The 20935-nt window shown below is 71.4% G+C and carries 22 protein-coding genes; 12 read left to right on the top strand and 10 right to left on the bottom strand.

The genetic code is table 11. The features are described 5' to 3' along the window. The first annotated feature begins 3 nt into the window (after positions 1–3). Positions 4–612, top strand: coding sequence for a DUF305 domain-containing protein (locus tag F1721_RS01380; RefSeq protein ID WP_150064641.1), 609 nt, complete (start codon positions 4–6; stop codon positions 610–612). Between the two features lie 45 nt (positions 613–657). On the opposite strand, the gene F1721_RS01375 is transcribed toward F1721_RS01380, so the two are convergent. Further along, a complete protein-coding gene (locus tag F1721_RS01375; RefSeq protein WP_150064640.1) occupies positions 658–939 on the bottom strand; it encodes a metal-sensitive transcriptional regulator in 282 nt (93 codons plus the stop codon). 385 nt (positions 940–1324) lie between these two features. On the opposite strand from F1721_RS01375, the gene F1721_RS01370 reads away from it, so the two are divergent. Next, on the top strand, positions 1325–2587 hold the full coding sequence (locus F1721_RS01370) for a multidrug effflux MFS transporter (protein WP_150064639.1): 1263 nt from the start codon (positions 1325–1327) through the stop codon (positions 2585–2587). Between the two features lie 72 nt (positions 2588–2659). Continuing rightward, positions 2660–3469: an SAM-dependent methyltransferase gene (locus F1721_RS01365; RefSeq protein ID WP_150064638.1), complete on the top strand. Its 810-nt coding sequence runs from the start codon at positions 2660–2662 to the stop codon at positions 3467–3469. Between the two features lie 69 nt (positions 3470–3538). Here F1721_RS01365 and F1721_RS01360 read toward each other — a convergent pair whose 3' ends face one another. Together F1721_RS01360 and F1721_RS01355 are read right to left on the bottom strand one after the other, a co-directional pair. Then, positions 3539–3811, bottom strand: coding sequence for a GlsB/YeaQ/YmgE family stress response membrane protein (locus tag F1721_RS01360; protein ID WP_150064637.1), 273 nt, complete (start codon positions 3809–3811; stop codon positions 3539–3541). 56 nt (positions 3812–3867) lie between these two features. Beyond that, the gene (locus F1721_RS01355; protein WP_150064636.1) at positions 3868–4185 is read right to left on the bottom strand and encodes a hypothetical protein; all 318 of its coding nucleotides are present in this window, start codon (positions 4183–4185) and stop codon (positions 3868–3870) included. A gap of 194 nt (positions 4186–4379) precedes the next feature. Between F1721_RS01355 and F1721_RS01350 the strand changes: the two genes are divergently transcribed. Next, on the top strand, positions 4380–4682 hold the full coding sequence (locus tag F1721_RS01350; protein ID WP_150064635.1) for a hypothetical protein: 303 nt from the start codon (positions 4380–4382) through the stop codon (positions 4680–4682). A gap of 46 nt (positions 4683–4728) precedes the next feature. On the opposite strand, the gene F1721_RS01345 is transcribed toward F1721_RS01350, so the two are convergent. The 3 genes from F1721_RS01345 to F1721_RS01335 all read right to left on the bottom strand — a co-directional run bounded on the left by F1721_RS01345 (position 4729) and on the right by F1721_RS01335 (position 5793). Next, on the bottom strand, positions 4729–4965 hold the full coding sequence (locus F1721_RS01345; protein ID WP_150064634.1) for a hypothetical protein: 237 nt from the start codon (positions 4963–4965) through the stop codon (positions 4729–4731). A gap of 236 nt (positions 4966–5201) precedes the next feature. Then, positions 5202–5453 carry an SHOCT domain-containing protein gene (locus tag F1721_RS01340; RefSeq protein ID WP_150064633.1) on the bottom strand — a complete coding sequence of 84 codons (252 nt, stop codon included), beginning with the start codon at positions 5451–5453 and terminating at the stop codon, positions 5202–5204. A gap of 130 nt (positions 5454–5583) precedes the next feature. Continuing rightward, positions 5584–5793, bottom strand: coding sequence for a hypothetical protein (locus F1721_RS01335; protein WP_150064632.1), 210 nt, complete (start codon positions 5791–5793; stop codon positions 5584–5586). A gap of 121 nt (positions 5794–5914) precedes the next feature. On the opposite strand from F1721_RS01335, the gene F1721_RS01330 reads away from it, so the two are divergent. Next, positions 5915–6883, top strand: coding sequence for a GlxA family transcriptional regulator (locus F1721_RS01330; RefSeq protein ID WP_150064631.1), 969 nt, complete (start codon positions 5915–5917; stop codon positions 6881–6883). On the opposite strand, the gene F1721_RS01325 is transcribed toward F1721_RS01330, so the two are convergent. After that, the gene (locus tag F1721_RS01325) at positions 6869–7240 is read right to left on the bottom strand and encodes a TraR/DksA family transcriptional regulator (RefSeq protein ID WP_150064630.1); all 372 of its coding nucleotides are present in this window, start codon (positions 7238–7240) and stop codon (positions 6869–6871) included. The genes F1721_RS01330 and F1721_RS01325 overlap by 15 nt on opposite strands. Before the next feature lie 1176 nt (positions 7241–8416). On the opposite strand from F1721_RS01325, the gene F1721_RS01320 reads away from it, so the two are divergent. Genes F1721_RS01320 through F1721_RS01300 form a run of 5 tightly spaced genes read left to right on the top strand, consistent with a single transcriptional unit; the run spans position 8417 to position 15994 of the window. Further along, positions 8417–12133: a nitrate reductase subunit alpha gene (locus F1721_RS01320; protein ID WP_170301319.1), complete on the top strand. Its 3717-nt coding sequence runs from the start codon at positions 8417–8419 to the stop codon at positions 12131–12133. Beyond that, positions 12133–13701 carry a nitrate reductase subunit beta gene (gene narH, locus F1721_RS01315; RefSeq protein WP_150064629.1) on the top strand — a complete coding sequence of 523 codons (1569 nt, stop codon included), beginning with the start codon at positions 12133–12135 and terminating at the stop codon, positions 13699–13701. The genes F1721_RS01320 and narH overlap by 1 nt, the downstream gene beginning before the upstream one ends. Further along, positions 13698–14309 carry a nitrate reductase molybdenum cofactor assembly chaperone gene (gene narJ / locus F1721_RS01310; RefSeq protein ID WP_150064628.1) on the top strand — a complete coding sequence of 204 codons (612 nt, stop codon included), beginning with the start codon at positions 13698–13700 and terminating at the stop codon, positions 14307–14309. The genes narH and narJ overlap by 4 nt, the downstream gene beginning before the upstream one ends. Continuing rightward, complete coding sequence (gene narI / locus F1721_RS01305; RefSeq protein ID WP_211840278.1) at positions 14306–15037, top strand: respiratory nitrate reductase subunit gamma; 732 nt, start codon at positions 14306–14308, stop codon at positions 15035–15037. Before narJ ends, narI begins: the two co-directional genes overlap by 4 nt. A 3-nt stretch (positions 15038–15040) precedes the next feature. After that, positions 15041–15994 carry a tellurite resistance/C4-dicarboxylate transporter family protein gene (locus tag F1721_RS01300; protein ID WP_211840277.1) on the top strand — a complete coding sequence of 318 codons (954 nt, stop codon included), beginning with the start codon at positions 15041–15043 and terminating at the stop codon, positions 15992–15994. A 164-nt stretch (positions 15995–16158) separates the two neighbouring features. Here the strand turns inward: F1721_RS01300 and F1721_RS01295 are convergent, their stop codons facing one another. Further along, entirely contained in the window at positions 16159–16626 is a 468-nt protein-coding gene (locus F1721_RS01295) for a MarR family winged helix-turn-helix transcriptional regulator (RefSeq protein ID WP_211840276.1), read from the bottom strand. Positions 16627–16689: 63 nt separating this feature from the next. Here F1721_RS01295 and F1721_RS01290 point away from each other — a divergent pair, with 63 nt between their 5' ends. Next, positions 16690–18060: an MFS transporter gene (locus F1721_RS01290; RefSeq protein ID WP_150064627.1), complete on the top strand. Its 1371-nt coding sequence runs from the start codon at positions 16690–16692 to the stop codon at positions 18058–18060. 221 nt (positions 18061–18281) lie between these two features. Here the strand turns inward: F1721_RS01290 and F1721_RS01285 are convergent, their stop codons facing one another. Beyond that, entirely contained in the window at positions 18282–19037 is a 756-nt protein-coding gene (locus F1721_RS01285; protein WP_150064626.1) for an ArsR/SmtB family transcription factor, read from the bottom strand. Between the two features lie 65 nt (positions 19038–19102). On the opposite strand from F1721_RS01285, the gene F1721_RS01280 reads away from it, so the two are divergent. Beyond that, positions 19103–20491 carry an MFS transporter gene (locus F1721_RS01280; protein ID WP_150064625.1) on the top strand — a complete coding sequence of 463 codons (1389 nt, stop codon included), beginning with the start codon at positions 19103–19105 and terminating at the stop codon, positions 20489–20491. On the opposite strand, the gene F1721_RS01275 is transcribed toward F1721_RS01280, so the two are convergent. Then, the gene (locus F1721_RS01275) at positions 20451–20915 is read right to left on the bottom strand and encodes a DUF7144 family membrane protein (protein WP_150064624.1); all 465 of its coding nucleotides are present in this window, start codon (positions 20913–20915) and stop codon (positions 20451–20453) included. The genes F1721_RS01280 and F1721_RS01275 overlap by 41 nt on opposite strands. Positions 20916–20935: the final 20 nt, after the last annotated feature.

The following is a 20935-nucleotide window of genomic DNA, read 5'->3' as shown; positions in this document are numbered from 1 at the left end:
ACGATGAAGCGCACACGCGCATTCGCCGCCGCGATCAGCGCGGTCGCCGCTATCGCGCTGGCGGGCTGCGGCAACGGACAGGAGACCGGCAGCACGCCGCCGGAGGCTCCGGCGAGCCAGGAGCAGGCGGCCAGCAACGCCGCCGACGTCACCTTCGCGCAAGGCATGATCCCGCACCACCAGCAGGCGGTCGAGATGTCCCGGCTGGCCCCGGAGCGGGCGCAGTCCCAGCAGGTCAAGGACCTGGCCAAGCAGATCGAGGCCGCGCAGGGACCGGAGATCGAGACGCTCACCGGCTGGCTGCGCGACTGGGGCGCCGCCCCGGCGCCGAGCACCGACCACAGCTCGATGGGTCACGGCGACATGGGTCACGGCGGCATGGGCGGCATGATGACCGCCGACGAGATGGAGCAGCTGGAGCAGGCCCGGGGCGCGGAGTTCGACCGCATGTTCCTGGACCTGATGATCAAGCACCACGAGGGCGCGGTGACGATGGCCCGGACCGAGCTGTCCGAGGGCCAGTTCCCGGCGGCCAAGCAGATGGCCCAGCAGATCATCGACACCCAGCAGGCCGAGATCGACGCGATGCGCGGGCTGCTGGCGCAGAGCTGATCCCGAGGCCGGGGGCGGCCGACGACCGCCCCCGGCCCTCTCCCCTCAGGACTTCACGAGGCGGGCGATCGCGTCGCTGGCCTCCTTGACCTTCTCGTCGGCGTTCTGACCGCCTTCGGCGAGGGCTTCGGCCACGCAGTGCTTGAGGTGCTCGTCGAGGAGGCGCAGGGAGACCGCCTGCAGGCCCTTCGTCACGGCCGAGATCTGGGTCAGCACGTCGATGCAGTACTTGTCCTCCTCGATCATCCGCGCCAGGCCGCGGACCTGCCCCTCGATGCGCGCCAGCCGTTTGAGGTAGTTGTCCTTGTCCTGGGTGTATCCGTGCATCGCCCCACTCCACTTCACCGGCCTGGTCAAACCCGGAAATCCTACCCCCCGGCGGGCCTCCTGCGGAGCCCTCGCGACCGGGGAGGACAGGCCGCCACGGCGGCGGCAGCACTCGCCACGACCAGTGAAACCGGTTCGCCGCCCGACGATCGAAGAATTCATCATTCCTTTACCGAAATCCAGGAATACGTCCACAGGGGACATTTAGCGGCGTTAACGTGATGTACGGAAAATCCCGATGCAACAACGGGTTCGACCCGCGAGAACGGCGATGTAGCCCGCATCACACCGATTCTTCCGCAATCGCGGGAACAAAGCGATCGCGGCCATCGCTAAGGAGCGCGTCAGAATCTTCCACCGCTCGCGGTGAATTCGAAAGGCAGCGATGGACAACGTTGCGGTGCAGAGCCCTCCGGCGGCCCGGGATGCGCGATCTGCGACCGAGGAGCCGACCGGATTCGACCGATTCCGGGTCATCGTCGTGCTGGGGGCGCTGATCGCCCTCGGCCCGCTGACCATCGACATGTACTTGCCCGCGTTGCCCGCCATCGGCAACGACCTGCAGGCCAGCGCCTCCACCGTGCAGCTCACCCTCACCGGCACCCTGCTCGGCCTCGGCATCGGCCAGCTCCTGATCGGCCCGTTCTCCGACATCGTCGGTCGGCGGCTGCCGCTGATCGTCGGGACCGTCCTGCACATCGCGGCGTCGGTGGCGTGCCTGTTCGCCCCGAACATCGCGGTGCTGGGGACGCTGCGCGCGCTGCAGGGCGTCGGCGCGGCCGCCACCATGGTCGTCGCGCTGGCCGTGGTCCGGGACCTGTTCAGCGGCCGCGCCGCGGCCACCGCGCTCTCCCGGTTGATGCTGGTGATGGGCGTGGCGCCGATCCTCGCCCCGAGCCTGGGCGGTGCCATCCTGCTGGCCGGGTCGTGGCGCGGGGTGTTCGGCGCGCTGGCAGTCCTCGGCGCGATCCTGCAGGTGGTGGCGATCTTCGCGCTCAAGGAGTCGCTGCCGCCGGAACGCCGCCAGGCCGCGCAGTTCCGACCGGTCCTGCGCACCTACCGCCAGCTGATCACCGACCGCGACTTCGTGCTGCTCGCCATCGTGGCGGCGCTGGCGATGTCGGCGCTGTTCTCCTACATCTCCGGCTCGTCGTTCGTGCTCCAGGAGCAGTTCGGCCTCGACCAGCAGGCGTTCGGCGTGGTCTTCGGCGTCGGCGCGGTGGCGCTGATCGGCGCCTCCCAGTTCAACGTCGTGCTGCTCAACCGCTACAGCCCCAAGCAGATCGTGTTCGCCGCGCTGATCGCGGCCACCGCGGCGGGCCTGGTGCTGACCGCGCTGACCACCACCGGCACCGGCGGCCTGTACGGGTTCATCGTGCCGATGTGGCTGGTGCTGGGCGCGATGGGCTTCGTCCTGCCCAACGCGCCCGCCCTCGCGCTCTCCCGGCACGGCGAAGCCGCCGGGACCGCGGCGGCGCTGCTCGGCGCCGGGCAGTTCGGCCTCGGCGCGCTGATCGCGCCGCTGGTCGGCCTGCTGGGCAACGACGGTCCGGCGATGGCGATCACCATGACCGGCGGCGCGGCGGTCGCGCTGCTGGCCCTGGGCGTCGTGGTCCGGCTCGGCGGGACGACCGAGCCCGCGGTCTAGCCCGGGCATAACGGACAGGATTAGCATCACGGCTGGGCGGGAGCGCACCGCCCAGCCGTGAGGAGGAGCTGGATGTCCGAGTCGTCGCCGGAGCACGGGCACATCGACCTGGAGAAGCCGAACGCGGCGCGGGTCTACGACTACTACCTGGGCGGCGACCACAACTTCGCGGTGGACCGGCAGATGGCCGAGGAAGCCATCGCGATGTGGCCGGACCTGCCGCTGATCATGCAGGCCAACCGCGCATTCCTGCGCCGCGCCGTGGAGTTCTGCGCCGAGCGGGGCATCCGCCAGTTCCTCGACCTCGGCTCGGGCATCCCCACCGTCGGCAACGTGCACGAGGTCGCCCAGCAGGCCGCGCCCGGGGCGCGCGTGGTGTACGTGGACACCGATCCGGTCGCGGTCGCGTACAGCAGGAAGCTGTTGCGCGACAACCCGGACGCCGCGATCGTCGACGCCGACCTGCGCGACCCGGAGCAGGTGCTCGCCAGCCCGGAGGTCGCCGAACTGCTGGACCTGAGCCAGCCGATCGCGCTGATGATGGTCGCCGTGCTGCACTTCGTCCCCGACGCCGACGATCCCCGGAAGATCATCGCCCGCTACCGGGAGGCGATGGCGCCGGGCAGCTTCCTGGTGGTCTCGCACGCCTCCGCCGAGAGCCGCCCCGACGTCGGCCCGGCGCACGCCGACCTCTACCGCAAGCGCACCACGACTCCCATGACGATGCGCACGCGCACCGAGGTGGCCGGCTTCTTCGACGGGTTCGAGCTGGTGGACCCGGGCGTGGTCTTCCTGCAGCAGTGGCGACCGGCCGCCCCGGCCGAGGTCGGCGAGAACCCGGAGCGGCTCCCCGGGCTGGCCGGGGTCGGCCGCAAGCCGTAGTCGCCCGGAGGAAGCGCAGGGGGAGACCGGCTGTCCGATCTCCCCCTGGAAGCGCGCGAACGGGCTCCGCTACGAGCGGATCCCGCGCTTGCGCCCGGTGACCTTGTTGTAGATCACCAGCACGATCACCGCGCCGATCACCGAACCGATCCACCCGGCCGGTTGGAAACCGCGCAGCCCGACCGTCAGCAGGCCGAACACCAGTCCGCCGACGATCGAACCGGCGACGCCGAGCAGGATCGTCCGCACCAGTCCGACGTCGTCCTTGCCCGGCACGATCGCCCTCGCGATGAACCCCGCGACCAGGCCGAAGACGATCCATCCGAGGATGGTCCCGAACATCTCTCTCCCCTACTTCCCGGGTTCGGCGGCGAGCAACATCGACTCCAGGCTACGCGTCAGCCCGGGCCGGGAACCCGTCCCGCCGCCCGGGAGTCCTCAGTGGACCCCGGCGGGGCCGCCGCACGTGCCCGGCCCAGCAGGCTGAAGACGGTCGCCACCACCTCGCCGTCGCGGTCGGCCAGCCAGGTCAGCGCGGCGTGGTCGAAGCTGTCCAGCTCCAGCCCCTCCAGCGGGGCCCGCAGCAGCGCCAGGTTCACCGCGGTGCGGCGCGTCCGCGTGTCCTTCTCCGCGCCGCTGCGCGCCGGTGAGCGCCGAGCGGCCCGGACCAGCCGGGGTGAGGCCAGCTCGGGATCCTCCCGCGCAACACGGTCCATACCAGCCGCTCCCAGCGCTCGTCCGCAGTCCACGCCCCGAATACCACCACGACCGGACCGCTCCGGAGAACGGCCGCGCTCCGACCGGGGACCGATACCGCTGCTCATCGCGGTGATCCACATCGCAAGGACCACCCATGTGGGTGATCTTCGACGAGGAGAACCGGCGGCCCCAGCGCATAGACTTCCGCCTCGTGACTGCCCAGCACAGCTCGACCGAGGCGGCCCTGCGCGACGCGGTGGACACGGCCCTCATCGACTTACTGACCGCACAGCACGACCCGGCCGACCGCGCCCAGCAGGAGCTGACCCGCGCGGTCGACATGCTCGACCAGCACCCGCAGATCGACATCTCCACCGATGCCGCGGACGCGGTCCGCACCGCGGCCGAACGCCTGGCCCACGGCTCCCCGGAAGATGCCCGCACCGCACTGGTGACCGCGCGCGGTCGGCTCTCCGAACCCGGCTCCCGGCTGGCCTCCCGCAACCCGCGCTGAACCGCGCGGCCAGCTCTTCCCGACCGCATCCCGCGGCGACCGCAGGTCACTGCGGGACCGGTTCGTCCTCCCTGCTGTCGCGAACGGTCCGGACGTCCGGGACGCGGCCGCGCCGCAACCGCTCGGCGAGCTCGTCCAGGTACCAGTCCAGCACTGATTCGGCCATCTCCACGTCGGCCTCGGAACCGGAGTCCAGGGCCTGCTTGCGGGCCAGCCCGGCGATCCGGATCTCCTCGCACAACTGCTCGTGCGGGAGCTCACTGCACTTCGTGATCAGATCCATCGCAGACCACTCCCGTGGTCGATCGAGCGGCCGGGGGCCAGCCAACGCAGCTCGCCCCCGACCTCTCCCCCCAGTGTTGTGCCCCGGACGAATCCGGGGTGTGCCGTACGGCTTCGTGCGCACCTGCCCCGACGGTAACGCGCCACCCGGAAGAACGCGTTCCCCCGAACGGGGATATGTTGGAAATTCACCGTCATATATTCGAGACTGGTTCGTTCCCAACTACCGCAGGTGGATCAGCCGAGGCCGCCGAGCCGTTCGCGGTACTCCTCGGAACTGATCTCACCCCGGGCGTAGCGCTCGGCGAGGATCTCCCGAGCCCGCTCGACAGCCGACTGCCGACGCGGGCGACCGCGCACCGCCGACCAGACGACAACGCCCACCAGCGCGACGATCAGGAGCAGGAACACCAGCCCGATCGGCCATCCGGGGCCACCGTGCGGGCCGTGCCAGACAGGGCTCCACTGCGCCAAGAACTGGGTCAACATCGCGACACCTCCGAAACCGGTCCAACGTCGGATCCAGCTTCGGCCCGCAGCGCCGCCGCGTCGTCCGTCGGCGAGCGGCAGTCGCACTACCGCACCGGACGTACACCGAGCGCGCCGACCTGCGCAGGTCCTAAGTGGATTCGGTTTCGCACGGCGGCAGAACACCACCGCGCAGCTCCCAGCGCCGGTTGATCGGATTGCGGACCCAGCGCATCTCGGCCTCCGCCTCCCACGGCTGCAGGGAGGTCAGGTAGGCGGACCACAGCCAGTTCTGCACCGCGAAGTAGCGGCGGAGTCCGGTCAGCCCTGCGGGGAACGGCCGGTCGAGCGGAGTGTTCATGGTGCGTCATCCCTGGTGGCTCGCGGGTTCGCAGGCCCCCAGCGTGCGATGCGCGGCTCCGGTGTCGACAGCGGCAGTGATGCCATTGTGCGGCAAAATCCTGCCAGCTACCGTGACAGCCATGCTGCGCAGCGTGGCCGCGGTGGTGCTGGACGACGTCGCCCCGTTCGAGCTGGGCGTGTTGTGCGAGGTCTTCGGCCTGGACCGGACCGCCGACGGGGTGCCGCCGATCGACTTCCGCATCTGCGGGCAGCGACCGGGCGACCCGGTGCGCACCTCGGTGGGGATGCAGCTGGTTCCCGGGCACGGGCTCGCCGAGCTGTCCCGCGCCGACGTCGTGGCGGTGCCAGCCGCGCGGATCAGGGACGACTACCCGCCCGAGGTGCTCGCGGAGCTGCGGGCCGCCGCGGCGCGCGGGGCGACCATGCTTTCCGTGTGCTCCGGCGCGTTCCTGCTCGGCGCTGCCGGGCTGCTGGACGGCCGCCGCTGCACGACGCACTGGTACCACGCGGCCGAGTTCCGCCGCCGCTTCCCCACCGCCGAACTCGACCCGGACGTGCTCTACGTCGACGACGGCGACGTGGTGACCAGCGCGGGAACCGCGGCGGGGATCGACGCCTGCCTGCACCTGGTGCGCCGCGAGCTGGGCTCCACCGCGGCGACCCGGATCGCCCGGCGCATGGTGGTGCCACCGCAGCGCGACGGCGGGCAGCGGCAGTTCATCGACCTGCCCGTCCCCGAGTGCACCGGGGACAGCCTCGAACCGGTGCTGACCTGGATGCAGGAGACCCTGGACGTCGAGCACAGCGTCGCCAGCCTCGCCGCACGCGCGCAGATGTCGCCGCGCACCTTCGCGCGCCGGTTCGTCGCCGAGACCGGCACGACACCGAACCAGTGGTTGGCCACCCAGCGCGTCCTGCACGCGCGGCGCCTGCTGGAGGACACCCAGCTGGGCATCGAGCAGATCGCGCGCGAGTGCGGGTTCAGCACCGCGGCACTGCTGCGGCACCACTTCCGCCGCATCGTCGGCGTGCCGCCGCGCGACTACCGCCGGACCTTCTCCCGGACCCTCGACTCAGTGCCGCGCTGACGCGCACCTGATGCAGGTCGTCGCGGCGGGCAGCGCTTCCAGCCGCTGCCAGGCGATGTCCTTCCCGCAGCGCGCGCAGACGCCGTAGGTGCCTTTCTCCCATCGCGAGACCGCCCGGTCGAGCTCGTCTAGCTCGCGTCGCGCATCAGCGAGCAATCCCTGCACCTGAGCGCGCTCGTAGGCGAGCGTGGCCCCTTCCGGGTCGTGCTCGTCGTCGGTGCCGGTCCAGGTCGAGACGTCGCCGATCGCGGCCAGGTGGCGTTGCAGCGACTCGATCCGCGCCAGCGCGCTCGCACGCTCCCGGGCCAGCAGCTTCTGCGCCCGGGAGACGTCGCGCCGCGCCGAAGACTCCCGCACACGGCTAACAACACCGCAGGCCAGACCGGTATTCCGGACCGCATCCCGCACCCCGCACGCGGGACGGGCGACCGATGATCAACCGATCGAGGGACCGAAATGTGGTCGAAAACTCGTTCGACCTGCTGGCATCATCGTGACATGGCGTTCTCGATCACCACCCCGCACCGAGAAACACACCGACCAGGTTCCATCCACTGTGGACCACGGGCCAGGACCACTGCGAGAAAGGAGGATTCACACACCTCGACGCGGACTTGAGCCCGGACCGCACCGCCACCCGACCTACCCCGATCCCGACTCGATCCGCTTCGAAACCGACTGACCCACCCCGGCAACAGCTGCCCGCTCCCGCCGCACTCGGACGCCACGTGTCGACCCGGCGCGTTCGCCTCGCTCCAGCCCGAGAGCTCGCCAGCCCACCGCGGCCACGCCGCCGCCGTCGCGACCGAAGAGACACCCCCCAATGAGGTTTTCCCACCTCGTTCTGCGTGGCGGTGCGGGTGGCGGAACCTCAGCGCCCGCCTGGACTGCGGGGTCCCTGACTGATGTATGACCGATACACGGCGTCAGGGCCGTCCTCGCCAGGCGAACGCTGAGAACCCGCGGCAGTGCAAGCTGCGAGGGTGGGCTATGCGCCTGGCGGCGCATGCGACACCTGCCGACCGGTGCAGTTCGCCCTTCGCAGCTGCGGTCCACAGCCAGGATGAAAAAGGCTCAATCCGACAGCCACAACAAAATACCCGTTAGCCACCCAAGGCGGCACCGCCGCCAACGGAAGTCGTAAGCCATTCGGAAGAACACTCACCAATTCGTCCGATAAGCAAATCGAATAATCATCCACAAAACCACACAAAATAGACAAGAAGGCCAGGAGGGGCCAGATGAAGCAACTCGATGAATTCTTGGAATATACCACCGCACGACGCGCGAACCCACCATGTCCGCAGGTAGATCCCCACCTCACTATTCCCAAACGACGGTCTTCCCCGAAAACCAGGCCAGCTTCCCGACGCTCGCAAACCGAACACGCATCGTTTTCACGCCTTTACCGGGCGTGAACGTTCCCACTTTTGACGACCCTGACAAGCACCGCCCAGCGGCCGTAAATTCGAGCAGAGCACCACCCACCACATTTCCCACCCGCACTTCCCGAGCACGATCGGAGAAAGCAGCATGTGCGCAGCGCCCGTACGGGACACCGGCAGCGGATCCGGCCGATCCGCCCGGAGCCGAGCGGACGGCGGCGCGGCCGGGGACGCACTGCTCCGACTCGGCCGCCTGCTCTCCAAGGAGGACACGACAGCGGACCTGCGGGCCGTCTTCCGCACCGGCGGGCGCGAGGGCGACGCCTTCTACCGGGACCGCTGGAACCACGACAAGGTGGTGCCCTCCACGCACGGCGTGAACTGCACCGGCTCCTGCCGGTGGAACGTCTACGTCAAGGACGGGATCATCACCTGGGAGGCCCAGGACACCGACTACCCGTCGGTGGGTCCGGACCACCCGGAGTACGAGCCGCGCGGCTGCCCGCGGGGCGCGTCGTTCTCCTGGTACTCCTACTCCCCCACCAGGATCCGCTACCCGCACGCGCGCGGCGTGCTCGTCGAGATGTACCGCCGTGCGAAAGCGGCCACCGGGGACCCGGTGGCCGCGTGGGCGTCCATCGTGGACGATCCGGAGTCGCGGCGGCGCTACCAGCGAGCGCGCGGCAAGGGCGGGCTGGTGCGGGTCTCCTGGGACGAGGCGCTGGAGATGATCGCCGCCGCCCACGTGCACACCATCGCCGCGCACGGGCCGGACCGGATCGCCGGGTTCTCCCCCATCCCGGCGATGTCGATGGTCTCGCACGCCGTCGGATCGCGGTTCCTGTCGCTGATCGGCGCGCCGATGCTGTCGTTCTACGACTGGTACGCCGACCTGCCGGTGGCCTCGCCGCAGGTGTTCGGCGACCAGACCGACGTGCCGGAGTCGGCGGACTGGTGGGACGCGGCGTACCTGGTGATGTGGGGTTCCAACGTCCCGGTCACCCGGACCCCGGACGCGCACTTCATGACCGAGGCGCGCTACCGGGGGCAGAAGGTCGTGGTGGTCTCGCCGGACTACGCCGACAACACCAAGTTCGCCGACGAGTGGCTGGCCCCGCACCCCGGCACGGATGCGGCGCTCGCGGTGGCGATGGGCCACGTGGTGCTCAAGGAGTTCTTCGTCGAGCGCCCGACGCCGTTCTTCACCGACTACGTGCGCCGCTACACGGACCTGCCGTTCCTGGTCGGCCTGGTCGAGCGCGACGGCGCGCTGGTGCCGGGGAAATTCGTCACGGCCGCCGACCTGGGGCGGACGGGCGCGCGCGAGCAGTGGAAGACCGTGCTGCTCGACGACGCCACCGGCCAGCCGGTGGTGCCCAACGGGTCGCTGGGATTCCGCTGGAACGACGAGGAGACCGGGCGCTGGAACCTCGACCTGGGCGAGGTCACCCCGCGGCTGAGCCTGCACGACCACCCGCACCGAGCGGTCGAGGTGCTGCTGCCGCGCTTCGACTCGCCGGACGGGGCCGGTGCGGCCGTCACCCGCGGCGTGCCAGCCGTGCGGCTGACGCCGGGCGGACCGCTGGTGACCACGGTGTTCGACCTGCTGCTCGCGCAGTACGGGGTCGGTCGCGAGGGCCTGCCCGGCAGCTGGCCGACCGACTACGCGGACCCCGAACCCGGCACCCCGGCCTGGCAGGAGCAGATCACCTCGGTACCGGCGGCGCGCGCGGTGCGGATCGCGCGGGAGTTCGCCGACACCGCGGTCCGGTCCGAAGGCCGGTGCATGATCCTGATGGGCGCCGGTACCAACCACTGGTTCCACTCCGACGAGGTGTACCGGACGTTCCTCACCCTGCTGCTGCTCACCGGCTGCCAGGGCCGCAACGGCGGCGGCTGGGCGCACTACGTGGGTCAGGAGAAGGTGCGGCCGCTGACCGGGTGGGCCACGCTGGCCAGCGCGGCGGACTGGCACCGCCCGGCGCGGCAGATGATCGGGACGGCCTGGTTCTACCTGCACACCGGGCAGTGGCGCTACGACGGCCTCACCACCGACGCGCTGACCTGGCCCGGGGCCGCTGGCTCGCTCAGCGGGACGACGGCGGCCGACTGCATCGCGCGCTCGGCGCGGGCGGGCTGGATGCCGTCCTACCCGACGTTCGACCGGAACCCGCTGGAGCTGGCCGACGAGGCCGAGGCCGCCGGGCGCGATCCGGTGGAACACGTCGTGCAGGAGCTGCGCTCGGGTCGGCTCGGCTTCGCCTGCGAGGACCCCGATGCGCCGGGCAACTGGCCGCGGGTGCTGACCGTGTGGCGCTCCAACCTGCTCGGTTCGTCGGCCAAGGGCAACGAGTTCTTCCTCAAGCACCTGCTGGGCACCGAGGCGCAGCCGCGCTCGGCCGAGCCCGAGCAGCCGCCCGCCGAGGTACACCGGGCGGAGTCCGCCGAGGGCAAGCTGGACCTGCTGCTCTCGCTGGACTTCCGGATGACCAGCACCACGCTGTTCTCCGACGTGGTGCTGCCCGCCGCCACCTGGTACGAGAAGCACGACCTGTCCAGCACGGACATGCACCCCTACGTGCACTCGTTCAACGCCGCGGTCGACCCGCCGTGGCAGTGCCGCACCGACTTCGACGCCTTCCACGGCATCGCCGCGAAGTTCAGCGAGCTGGCCGCCACCCACCTCGGGGTGCGGCGGGACGTGGTCGCCACCGCGATCGGCCACGACACGCCCGGCGAGGTCGCGCAGCCGGGCGGGGTGCTGCTGGACTGGCGCCGCGGCGAGGTCGATCCGCAGCCCGGCCGGACCATGCCCGCGCTGACGGTCGTCGAGCGGGACTACCCGGCGGTGGCCGCGAAGCTGGGTGCGGCCGGACCGCTGCTGGACAAGCTCGGGGTGACCACCAAGGGCTGGACGGTCGAGGTCGACCAGGAGCTGGCGTGGCTGGGCAGCGCCAACGGTCTCGCCACCGCGGGCCCGGCCGCCGGACGACCGCGGCTGGACACCGACCGCCGGTTCGCCGATGCCGTGCTCGCTCTGTCCGGCACCACGAACGGCCGGTTGGCCACGGAGGCCTTCCGTGCGCTGGAGCAGCGCGTGGGGCGGCCGCTGGCACAGCTGGCGACCCACCACGGCGGGCACCGGGTGACCTTCGCCGACACCCGCTCCCGCCCGGCACCGGTGGTGACCAGCCCGGAGTGGTCGGGCGACGAGTCCGGCGGGCGGCGGTACTCGCCGTTCACCATCAACGTCGAGCAGCTCAAGCCCTGGCACACCCTGACCGGCCGCCAGCACTTCTTCCTGGACCACGACTGGATGGCCGAGCTCGGCGAGCAGCTGCCGCTGTACCGACCACCGCTGGACCTGCACCGGCTCGCCGGGGAACGTCGGCTCGGGCCCGACGGCGCGGAGGTCGTGGTGCGCTACCTGACCCCGCACTCGAAGTGGTCGATCCACAGCGAGTACCAGGACAACCCGATCATGCTGACGCTGTCGCGGGGCGGCCCGACGTTCTGGATGAGCCCGGTGGACGCGGCGGCGATCGGGGTGCGGGACAACGACTGGGTCGAGGCGGTCAACCGCAACGGCGTGGTGGTGGCCCGCGCGGTCGTCTCGCACCGGATGCCCGCGGGCACGGTGTTCATGTACCACGCGCAGGACCGGACGGTGAACGTGCCGAAGAGCGAGACCACCGGACGGCGCGGCGGGATCCACAACTCGCTGACCCGCGTGCAGGTCAAACCCACCCATCTCATCGGCGGCTACGCCCAGCAGACCTTCGCGCTGAACTACCACGGGCCCACCGGCAACCAGCGCGACGAGGTGACCGTGATCCGCCGCCGCAGCCAGGAGGTCGAGTACTGATGCGCGTGATGGCCCAGCTCGCCATGGTCATGAACCTGGACAAGTGCATCGGCTGCCACACCTGCTCGGTCACCTGCAAGCAGACCTGGACCAACCGCGGCGGCGTCGAGTACGCGTGGTTCAACAACGTGGAAACCCGCCCCGGGCAGGGATATCCGCGCGTCTACGAGGACCAGGAGAAGTGGCGCGGCGGCTGGCAGCTCGACCGGCGGGGGCGGTTGAAGCTGCGCGGCGGTGGGCGGCTGCGCAAGCTGGCCACGCTGTTCGCCAACCCCGACCTGCCGGAGCTCGACGACTACTACCAGCCCTGGACCTACGACTACCGGATGCTGCTGGAAGCACCGCTGGGCGAGGACACCCCGGTCGCCCGGCCGACCTCGGCGGTCACCGGTCGCCCCACGTCCGTCCGCTGGGGACCGAACTGGGAGGACTCGCTCGGCGGCACCCCGGAGCACGGGGAGGCCGACCCGGTGGTGGCCAAGCTGCGCACCGAGCTGGGCACCCGGATCAAGTTCGAGTTCGAGCAGTCGTTCATGTTCCACCTGCCGCGGATCTGCGAGCACTGCCTCAACCCGTCCTGCGTGGCCTCCTGCCCGTCCGGCGCGATGTACAAGCGCACCGAGGACGGCATCGTGCTGGTCGACCAGGACCAGTGCCGGGGTTGGCGGATGTGCGTTTCCGGCTGCCCGTACAAGAAGGTCTACTTCAACCACCGCACCGGCAAGGCCGAGAAGTGCACCTTCTGCTACCCGCGGGTCGAGGTTGGTCAGCCCACGATCTGCGCGGAGACCTGCGTGGGGCGGCTGCGCTACATCGGCGTGCTGCTCTACGACGCCGACCGGGTCACCGAGGCCGCCTCGGTCACCGACGAGCACCAGCTCTACCCGGCGCAGCGCGACCTGTTCCTGGACCCGCACGACCCGGCGGTGGTCGCCGCGGCCGAGCGGGCGGGGACCCCGCACGACTGGATCGAGGCGGCCCGGCGCTCGCCGGTGCGCGACCTGATCTGCCGGTACCGCGTGGCGCTGCCGCTGCACCCGGAATACCGCACCATGCCGATGGTCTGGTACGTCCCGCCGCTGTCGCCGGTGGTGGACGCGGTGGCCGAGACCGGCTTCGACGGCGAGGACGCGGACAACCTCTTCGGGGCGATCGACGCGCTGCGCATCCCGGTCGAGTACCTGGCCGAGCTGTTCACCGCGGGCGACGTCGCCCCGGTGCGGGACGCGCTGCGCAGGCTCGCGGCGATGCGCTCCTACATGCGCTCGGTGAACCTGGGCGAACCACCGGACGAGGCACCGCTGCGGGAGGTCGGGCTGGACGCCGCCGAGCTGCAGTCGATGTACCGGCTGCTGGCCATCGCCAAGTACGAGGAGCGCTACGTCATCCCGACCGCGGGGATCGGCGACGCGCACGAGCTGGAGTCGCTGGCGACCACCTGCGGCCTGGACACCGACGGCGGCCCGGGCATGGGCGGTCTGCGCACCGGGAGCACCGATCTGGTGGTGTGGAACGGCGACGGCCGACCGGACGGGATGTTCCCGACGCTGCGCGGGGGTGGGAGGTGAAACGTCGACGGCTCAACGCCCGCACCCGCGGCCTGGTCCGGCAGATCGCGGCGTGGTGCCTGCACTACCCCGACGCCGAGCTGGTCCGGCAGCTCCCGCTGCTGCGCGAGGCCACCGCCGAGCTCGGTGATCTCCCCACGGCCGAACCGCTGCACCGGCTGCTGGACCACCTCGCCGGCACACCGCTGCCGGTCGCAGAGCAGCACTACATCGAGGTGTTCGACGTCAGCCCGCGGCGCAGCCTCTACCTGACGTGGTTCGTGCACGGGGACACCAGGCTGCGCGGCGGCGCGCTGGCCGAGCTTGCGGGCATCTTCCGCGCGCACGGCTTCCGGATCGCCGACGGGGAGCTGCCGGACTACCTGCCCGCGCTGCTGGAGTTCTCGGTCGCCGCCGCGGATCCGGGCGAGGCGCTGCTCGGCCGGTTCCGGCCCGCGATCGAGCTGCTGCACCGCAAGCTCGGCGAGGTCGACACGCCGTACGCCGGGGCGGTGCTGGCGGTGCTCGACGCGGTTCCGCGCAGCCGCGAGACCGCGGCCGTGCCCGCGCAGGCCCCGACCGAGCTGGTCGGCCTGCAGCCGTTCCTGCTCCGGGAGGGAAGCCGGTGATCAGCCCGATCGACACGATGCTGTGGGGCGTGCTGCCTTACGTGGTGCTGGCCGTGTTCATCGGCGGCACGGTGTGGCGGTACCGCTACGACAAGTTCGGCTGGACCTCGCGCTCCAGCCAGCTGCACGAATCCCGCCTGCTGCGGGTGGGCAGCCCGCTGTTCCACTACGGACTGCTGCTGGTGGTCGGCGGGCACGTGCTCGGCCTGCTGGTGCCGAAGGCGCTGACCGAGTTCTTCGGCGTCACCGAGGGGAACTACCACGTGGTGTCGCTGCTGGTCGGCACGCTCGCCGGGTGCGGCGCGCTGGCCGGGCTCGTGGTGCTGCTGTGGCGGCGGCTGCGCACCGAGGCCGTGCGCCGGGCCACCAGCCGCAGCGACCAGTTCACCTACGTCCTGCTGGTCGCGGTGATCTCGGCGGGGCTGTGGACGACGGTGGTCGACAACGGGATCCGCGGCCCCTACGACTACCGCGAGACGATCGGCCCCTGGTTCCGCGACATCTTCCTGCTGCAACCCCATCCCGAGCTGATGGCCGATGCGCCGCTGGACTACCGGCTGCACGCGCTGCTCGCGCTCGCGCTGTTCGCGCTGTGGCCGTTCAGCCGCCTCGTGCACGCCTTCAGCGCGCCCGTGCACTACCTGTTCCGCCCGTACGTCGTCTACCGCAGCCGCAGCGGCGACCGCGTCGGCACCCGCCGGGCGCCGCGCGGTTGGCAGCGGCTCTGAGCGGTGTTCGCGGCGGTGGTGCGCCGGATCCCGTGCGAATCCGGCGCGGTGGTGATGGGCACCGGCATCGTGTCGGTCGCCGCGCAGCTGACGGGTCACCCCGTGCTGTCCGCGGTGCTGCTGGCTGCGGCCGGGGCGGTGTGGGTGCTGCTGGCGGTGTCGTTCCTGATCCGCCTGGCCGCGGATGCGGCGGGCTGGCGCGCGGAATCGGTGCGGCCGGGTGCGCTGACCGGTGTCGCGGCGACCGGTGTGCTCGGCGTCGGTCTCACCCAGCACGGGTGGCCTGCCGCGAGCTGGGTTCTCCTGGCAGCGGCGGTGGCGCTGTGGGCGGTGCTGATGCCGCGAGTGCTCCGGGGCCTGAAGTCTCCGGTGGTCGGCGTGTGCTTCCTGCTGTGCGTGGCCACCCAGTCGCTCGCGGTCCTGGCCGCGAAGCTGGCCGTCGGCGCGGTGTGGCTGCTGCCGGTCGCGGCGGTCGCGGACGTCCTCGGTCTCGGCCTGTACGTCTTCGTGCTGTCGCGGTTCGACTTCCGCCAGCTGGTGCGCGGCTGCGGTGACCACTGGATCGCGGGTGGTGCGCTGGCGATCAGCACGGTGTCCACCAGCGAACTGGGTTCTGCGCTGCGGGTGCTGCACCTGGCGGCGGCCGCTGTCGTCGGGGCGGGTGCGTTCGTGCTCTGGGCGATCACGGCCGCCTGGTGCGCGGTGCTTGCGGTGCTGGAGCTGGCCGTGCCCCGGCTGCGCTACGACTTCCGGCGCTGGGCCACGGTGTTCCCGCTGGGCATGACCTGCACCGCGACCTTCGGCGTCGCGGCGGCGAGCGGCGCGGGCTGGCTCGCCGAAACCGCTCGCGTGCTGCTCTGGCCCGCGCTGGTCGTGCTGTGCCTGACCGGGTGGGGAACCACCCGCCGCGCGGCGCGGGCGCTCGCCCGGCCCCGCGCGCGACCGGTCAGCAGTTGACCACGGTCGGCAGGACGCACCTGCGCAGGTGTCCCCGCGAAGCACAGGCCGAGCCCCGTGATCGCAGACGTGCCGCTGGTACCTCACCAGCGCCGCGGTCTTCGCCCTCGCCGACCTGATCTGCCGCACCGCAATGCGAACGGGCGCACGGGTCACCGCAGCGGCTACGAGCGGTGCGGATCCTGCGCTGGCTGGACGAGTTCCCGCAGCAGGGCGCGGAATTCCCGGTACCGCTCTGCCCCGAGCTTGGCTTCGTAGCGGGCTTCGATGTCGGCGAGGATGCGGTCGGCCTGCGCCTGCTCGTCGCGGCCGCGCTCGGTGAGGACGACGAGCTTGCTCCGCCGGTCGGACGGATCGGGGCGGCGCTCCGCGTACCCGAGGTCCTCCAGCTCGTCGAGGACGCGACCCACGACCTGCTTGTGCTGCCCCGTGATCCTGGCCAGTTCGGTCGGCCTGACCCCGGTCTCGTCCAGGTACGCGAGCAGCGCGCCGTGCCGGGGGCGCACGTGCGCGTGCCCGCACTCGGCCAGCCGGGCGAAGAGCTCTTCCTCGACCGGCCACAGCAACCTGGCAGCGAGCATGCCCAGATCGGGTTCGCGCTCCGCTCGATCGATGCGACGGTTCCTTGCCATGGCAGAAGTGTACAGTTGGTGATCGTCACCTACTGATTACTATCTCTGCGTGGAGCTCAGTTGATGCCGCAGTCATCCTCCCGAGCCAGGATCGGAATGGGCCTGCTCGGCCTGTCATCGCTGATCACCGGACTCGACTTCACGATCGTCTACGTGGCCCTGCCCGACGTGCAGCGCGAGCTGGCCTTCACCAGCGGGCAGGTGCAATGGGTCGTCACCTCCTACGCCCTGGCGTTCGGCGGGTTCCTCCTGCTGTTCGGACGGCTCAGCGATCTGCTCGGCAGGCGGCGGGTCTTCCTGTTCGGGATGCTCCTGTTCCTCGCCGGGTCGATCGCGGGCACGTTCGCCCTCGGGCCCGCGATGCTCCTCGCCGCTCGGGCAGTTCAGGGGCTCGGCGCCGCTGCGCTGTTCCCCTCCACGCTCGCCCTCGTCACCTCGACGTTCCCCGAGGGGCCGCTGCGCAGGCGGGCCATGACGATCTGGGCGGCATCCGGTGCCAGCGGCCTGAGCGCGGGTGCACTCGCCGGCGGGATCCTGACCGGGATGAGCTGGCGCGGCGTGTTCGCCGTCAACGTGCCGCTGGCCGTGATCGCCATCGCAGGTGGGCTCGCGGTGTTCTCCCGGGACCCGTCGCGAAGTCGCGGCAGCGGGTTCGACCTCATGGGGGCGTGCACCGGCACGGCCGCAGCCACCCTGCTGGTGCTGACGATCGTCCAGGTTTCCGAACCCGGGACCTCCCCGGTGTGGTTGCTCGTCAGCGCAGCGAGCACGCTCGTGCTGGCACTGCTGTTCGTCCGCACCGAGGCCAGGACCCAGGATCCCTTGCTGCCCCTGTCCCTGTTGGCGCACCGGCCGTTGCGCGCCGCTCTCGTGCTGATCACCATCTTCGGGATCAGCCTGCAGTCCATCCCGTACGTCCTCACGATCCACCTCCGCACCGGCCTCGGGCTGACCGCGTGGGAGACCGGGCTGGCCTTCCTGCTGCCGACCGGCGCGATCACCCTCGGCAACCTCGTGGGCGAACGGCTCCTGCTGCGCGTCGGGCTCCGCGCGGTCCTGATCGGCGGATTGATCAGCGGTGCGGCCGGAACCGGCCTCGTGGTCGTCACCGGGACCGCCGACGTCGCAACGATCGCGCCCGGCGTGCTGCTGGCCGGGCTCGGCATGGGCCTGGTGTTCCCCGCGATGTTCACCGCAGCCACCACGGGTGTCCCGGTCGAGCACGGCGGCGTCGCTTCGGCGACCGCGTCCAGCGCGCTGCAGATCGGAACAGCGATCGGCCTCGCCCTGGTCACCTGGCTCCTCCACACCGGACCTGACGGGCTCCTCACCACCCTCGCCGCCATCGGCGGCGTCGCCCTGGTCGGAACGGCGCCTGCCTTCGCCATCCCGACCCGGACACCGGGTCACCGCGATCCGGCCCGGATCGGCTAGGGGTCGCCGCTGCGTGCGCCGTCAGCAGCGGGAAGGCGGTGCGGGCCACGGGTTCCCGAGCGCACGCAGCCGACAACTCCGTGATCGAGCTGACCTCTGCGGACGCCATCGCCGAGTTCGGCACCGACAGCGAGCGGGCCGTGCTGGAGCTGCCGCCCGGAGCTCTCGTGATCGAGTGCCGCACCCATCGATCGCTCCGGCCAGCCGCAGCGCCGGTGCTGCTAGCTGGACTTCCCGACCGAGGTCAGCTCGGCGAGCCCGTCGTGCCCTCGTTCCGTGATGCGGACGCTGCGCGGGACGGTGCCCCGGACGATCCAGCCGAGGTCGAAGAGCCGGGTGGTGATCGCGGTGCCGAGGGGCCCGGCGAGGTGGTGGGCCTGCTCGGTCCAGTCCACGCAGTACCGCAGGGGGCGCTCGGTGGACAGCAGTCCTGCCGGGATCTGCCATGCGGCCAGCGCGGCGGCTCCGTCCGGGGCGAGCCGGTAGTGGGTGCCCTTCCCCGGCGCGGAGAGCCGGTCGCGGGTGGCCTCGGGGTGGTGCCGTCCGTCGCCACCGGTGATCCACCCCGCGCTGATGAACTGCTGGAAGAGGTCGACACCGGCTCGCCCGGCGAGGTGGTGGTAGCAGGTGCGGGCGGCGCGCAGGGCGGCTGCTCTGGTGTGCTCGCGCAGGGAGGTGATCGGGGTGCGGGGCGCGAGTGCGGCGAGGGCTTCCAGAACGCCCTCGACCTCGCCGTTGGCCAGCCGGTAGTAGCGGTGGCGACCTTGCTGTTCGACGGCGACGAGGCCGTGGTCCAGCAGCACGGCGAGGTGGTTGCTGATGGTGGAGGCAGCAGTCCCGGCTTCCTCGGCCAGCCGTCCGGCCGGTAGGGCGCGTCCGTCCGCCAGGGCCGTCAGCACGCGCACGCGGCGCGGATCGGCGAAGGCGGACGCGAGCCGGGCGATGTCCGGCTCGCCGCGTTCGAGCTCGGTGGTCACGTCCCGATGCTAGGAGCAGAACGCTTCGACCGGGCGTGAAGTGTTTCGGGGCGACGATCGCTGGCATGGCTCGAATTCGCTCGCGGTGGCCGCTGACGCTCGCGTTGTGCGGTGGCTACTTCCTGGTGCTGTTGGACGTGACGGTCGTCAACGTCGCACTGCCGCAGATCAGCTCCGGCCTGGGCACGAGCAGTTCGGAGCTGGCCTGGGTGGCGGACGCGTACTCGGTGCCGCTGGCCGCGCTGCTGCTCGCGTCGGGCGCGATCGGAGACCGGCTCGGCCACCGCCGGTGCGTTCTGCTCGGCATGGCTGGCTTCGGTGCAGCATCGGTGCTTTGCGCGCTGGCACCGACCATCGGTGTTCTGATCGCCGCTCGCGCGGTCCAAGGCACCGGTGCGGCGCTGATGCTTCCGGGCACGCTCGCTCTGCTGGTGGAGAACTCGCCGCACGACCGCGCGCGGCTGGTCGGCACGTGGGCGGCGATCGGTGGTGCGGCCCTTCCCGCTGGTCCCGTGGTCGGCGGTCTGCTGGTCCAGGCCGCGGGCTGGCGGGCCGTGTTCTGGCTCGGTGTTCCGGTGATCGCCCTCGCGCTCGTCCCCGTTGTCCGGCTGCCCCGCCCCCGTGTCGGCGCGGGCCGAGGCGGCACCGTGGCGTGGGCGAGCGCTGCTCTGCTGGGTGCGGGTCTGGCCTGCCTCGTGACCGCGATCATCCAGAGCGCGACCTCAGCACGGCTGGCGGGGCTGCTCGCGCTGGCGACGGTGTGCATCGCGGTCGCGTTCGTCCACATCGAGCGCCGGGCGAGGCATCCGCTCATCCGGGTCCCGGAGCGGGCGCGCCGGGTGTTGGTCTCGGCATGCCTGGTGGCCGGGCTGATGAACCTGTGCGTGCTCGGCGGGTTGTTCCTGCTGACGCAGCTCCTCCAGGACGTGCACGGGCTCAGCCCGCTGCTGTCCGGGCTCGCCGCCCTCCCGGCGATGCTGCCCCTGCCGCTGCTCGGGGCCCCGGCCGGGCGGCTCAGCGCGCGGTTCGGCGTGTGGCCGACCAGCGGGCTCGGTCTGCTCATCGCCGCCGCCGGTTTCGCGGGCATGGCGATCAGCCCCGACCTCAGCACCCTCCTGCTCTTCCTGCCCCTGTGGGGTGCCGGGCTCGGCGTCCTGACCCCCGCGATCGTCGCGGCCGCGCTCGAAGCCGCACCCGATTCGCCCGGGGTGGCGTCGGGCGCGAGCAACACGAGTCGGCAGACCGGCGGTGCGCTGGGCGTCGCGATCTTCGCCGCCGTCGCCGGGCCCCCGGGAGGATCTGGCTTCCTCCCGCACGCGACCGGGCTGTTCCTCGGCGGTGCCGCGGTCTTCGCCCTCACCGGCCTCGCCGCAGCGCGGCGCATGCAGCCGCGTCCCGGGCGCGCGCCGAGGGCTAGCGGCTCGGGGCGCTCCGCACGACCAGCCCGTAGATGACCATCACCGACAGGGCGATGACCAGCACCGACCACAGCGGGAAGGCGGTGAGGAACACCAGGTGCCCGATCGCGCACAGCGCCGCGAGGTCGATGCCGATGAACCGGGCCCAGCTGCGGCCGTACACCACGCCGACACCGGCCGCGACCTGCACGATGCCGAGGGCCAGCCAGATCCCGCCCCAGACCGGGTAGTTGAACACGAGCAGCCGACCGGCGTCGACCAGGAAGTAGTCCGGGCGGGCCAGCGCGGTGATCCCGGTGATGATGTTGAAGATCCCCAGCAGCCCGAGCATCGACCCGGCGAAGGCGAGCCATCCCGACAGCTGCGCAACCTGCGCCGACGTGGCCAGCGCCCAGGTGCTCCGCGTCGTCTCGGCGCGCGGTTCGGTCTCCGGCCGCCCTGCGCTTGGTTCGGACGTCATGGCTCCCCCCCGTTCACTCG

The sequence above is a fragment of the Saccharopolyspora hirsuta genome, assembly GCF_008630535.1.
Classification (GTDB): domain Bacteria; phylum Actinomycetota; class Actinomycetes; order Mycobacteriales; family Pseudonocardiaceae; genus Saccharopolyspora; species Saccharopolyspora hirsuta.
This window is presented reverse-complemented; position numbering and strand designations above follow the sequence as displayed.

What these genes read in the sequence shown, in the direction of transcription:
- F1721_RS01355 (WP_150064636.1), bottom strand. Translation starts at nt 4,185, where the DNA reads ATGGACCGTGTTGCGCGGGAGGATCCCGAGCTGGCCTCACCCCGGCTG.
- F1721_RS01380 (WP_150064641.1), top strand. Translation starts at nt 4, where the DNA reads ATGAAGCGCACACGCGCATTCGCCGCCGCGATCAGCGCGGTCGCCGCT.
- F1721_RS01295 (WP_211840276.1), bottom strand. Translation starts at nt 16,626, where the DNA reads ATGGCAAGGAACCGTCGCATCGATCGAGCGGAGCGCGAACCCGATCTG.
- F1721_RS01275 (WP_150064624.1), bottom strand. Translation starts at nt 20,915, where the DNA reads ATGACGTCCGAACCAAGCGCAGGGCGGCCGGAGACCGAACCGCGCGCC.
- narH (WP_150064629.1), top strand. Translation starts at nt 12,133, where the DNA reads ATGCGCGTGATGGCCCAGCTCGCCATGGTCATGAACCTGGACAAGTGC.
- F1721_RS01360 (WP_150064637.1), bottom strand. Translation starts at nt 3,811, where the DNA reads ATGTTCGGGACCATCCTCGGATGGATCGTCTTCGGCCTGGTCGCGGGG.
- F1721_RS01365 (WP_150064638.1), top strand. Translation starts at nt 2,660, where the DNA reads ATGTCCGAGTCGTCGCCGGAGCACGGGCACATCGACCTGGAGAAGCCG.
- F1721_RS01370 (WP_150064639.1), top strand. Translation starts at nt 1,325, where the DNA reads ATGGACAACGTTGCGGTGCAGAGCCCTCCGGCGGCCCGGGATGCGCGA.
- F1721_RS01335 (WP_150064632.1), bottom strand. Translation starts at nt 5,793, where the DNA reads ATGAACACTCCGCTCGACCGGCCGTTCCCCGCAGGGCTGACCGGACTC.
- F1721_RS01345 (WP_150064634.1), bottom strand. Translation starts at nt 4,965, where the DNA reads ATGGATCTGATCACGAAGTGCAGTGAGCTCCCGCACGAGCAGTTGTGC.
- F1721_RS01330 (WP_150064631.1), top strand. Translation starts at nt 5,915, where the DNA reads ATGCTGCGCAGCGTGGCCGCGGTGGTGCTGGACGACGTCGCCCCGTTC.
- F1721_RS01375 (WP_150064640.1), bottom strand. Translation starts at nt 939, where the DNA reads ATGCACGGATACACCCAGGACAAGGACAACTACCTCAAACGGCTGGCG.
- F1721_RS01280 (WP_150064625.1), top strand. Translation starts at nt 19,103, where the DNA reads ATGGCTCGAATTCGCTCGCGGTGGCCGCTGACGCTCGCGTTGTGCGGT.
- F1721_RS01340 (WP_150064633.1), bottom strand. Translation starts at nt 5,453, where the DNA reads ATGTTGACCCAGTTCTTGGCGCAGTGGAGCCCTGTCTGGCACGGCCCG.
- F1721_RS01320 (WP_170301319.1), top strand. Translation starts at nt 8,417, where the DNA reads ATGTGCGCAGCGCCCGTACGGGACACCGGCAGCGGATCCGGCCGATCC.
- F1721_RS01290 (WP_150064627.1), top strand. Translation starts at nt 16,690, where the DNA reads ATGCCGCAGTCATCCTCCCGAGCCAGGATCGGAATGGGCCTGCTCGGC.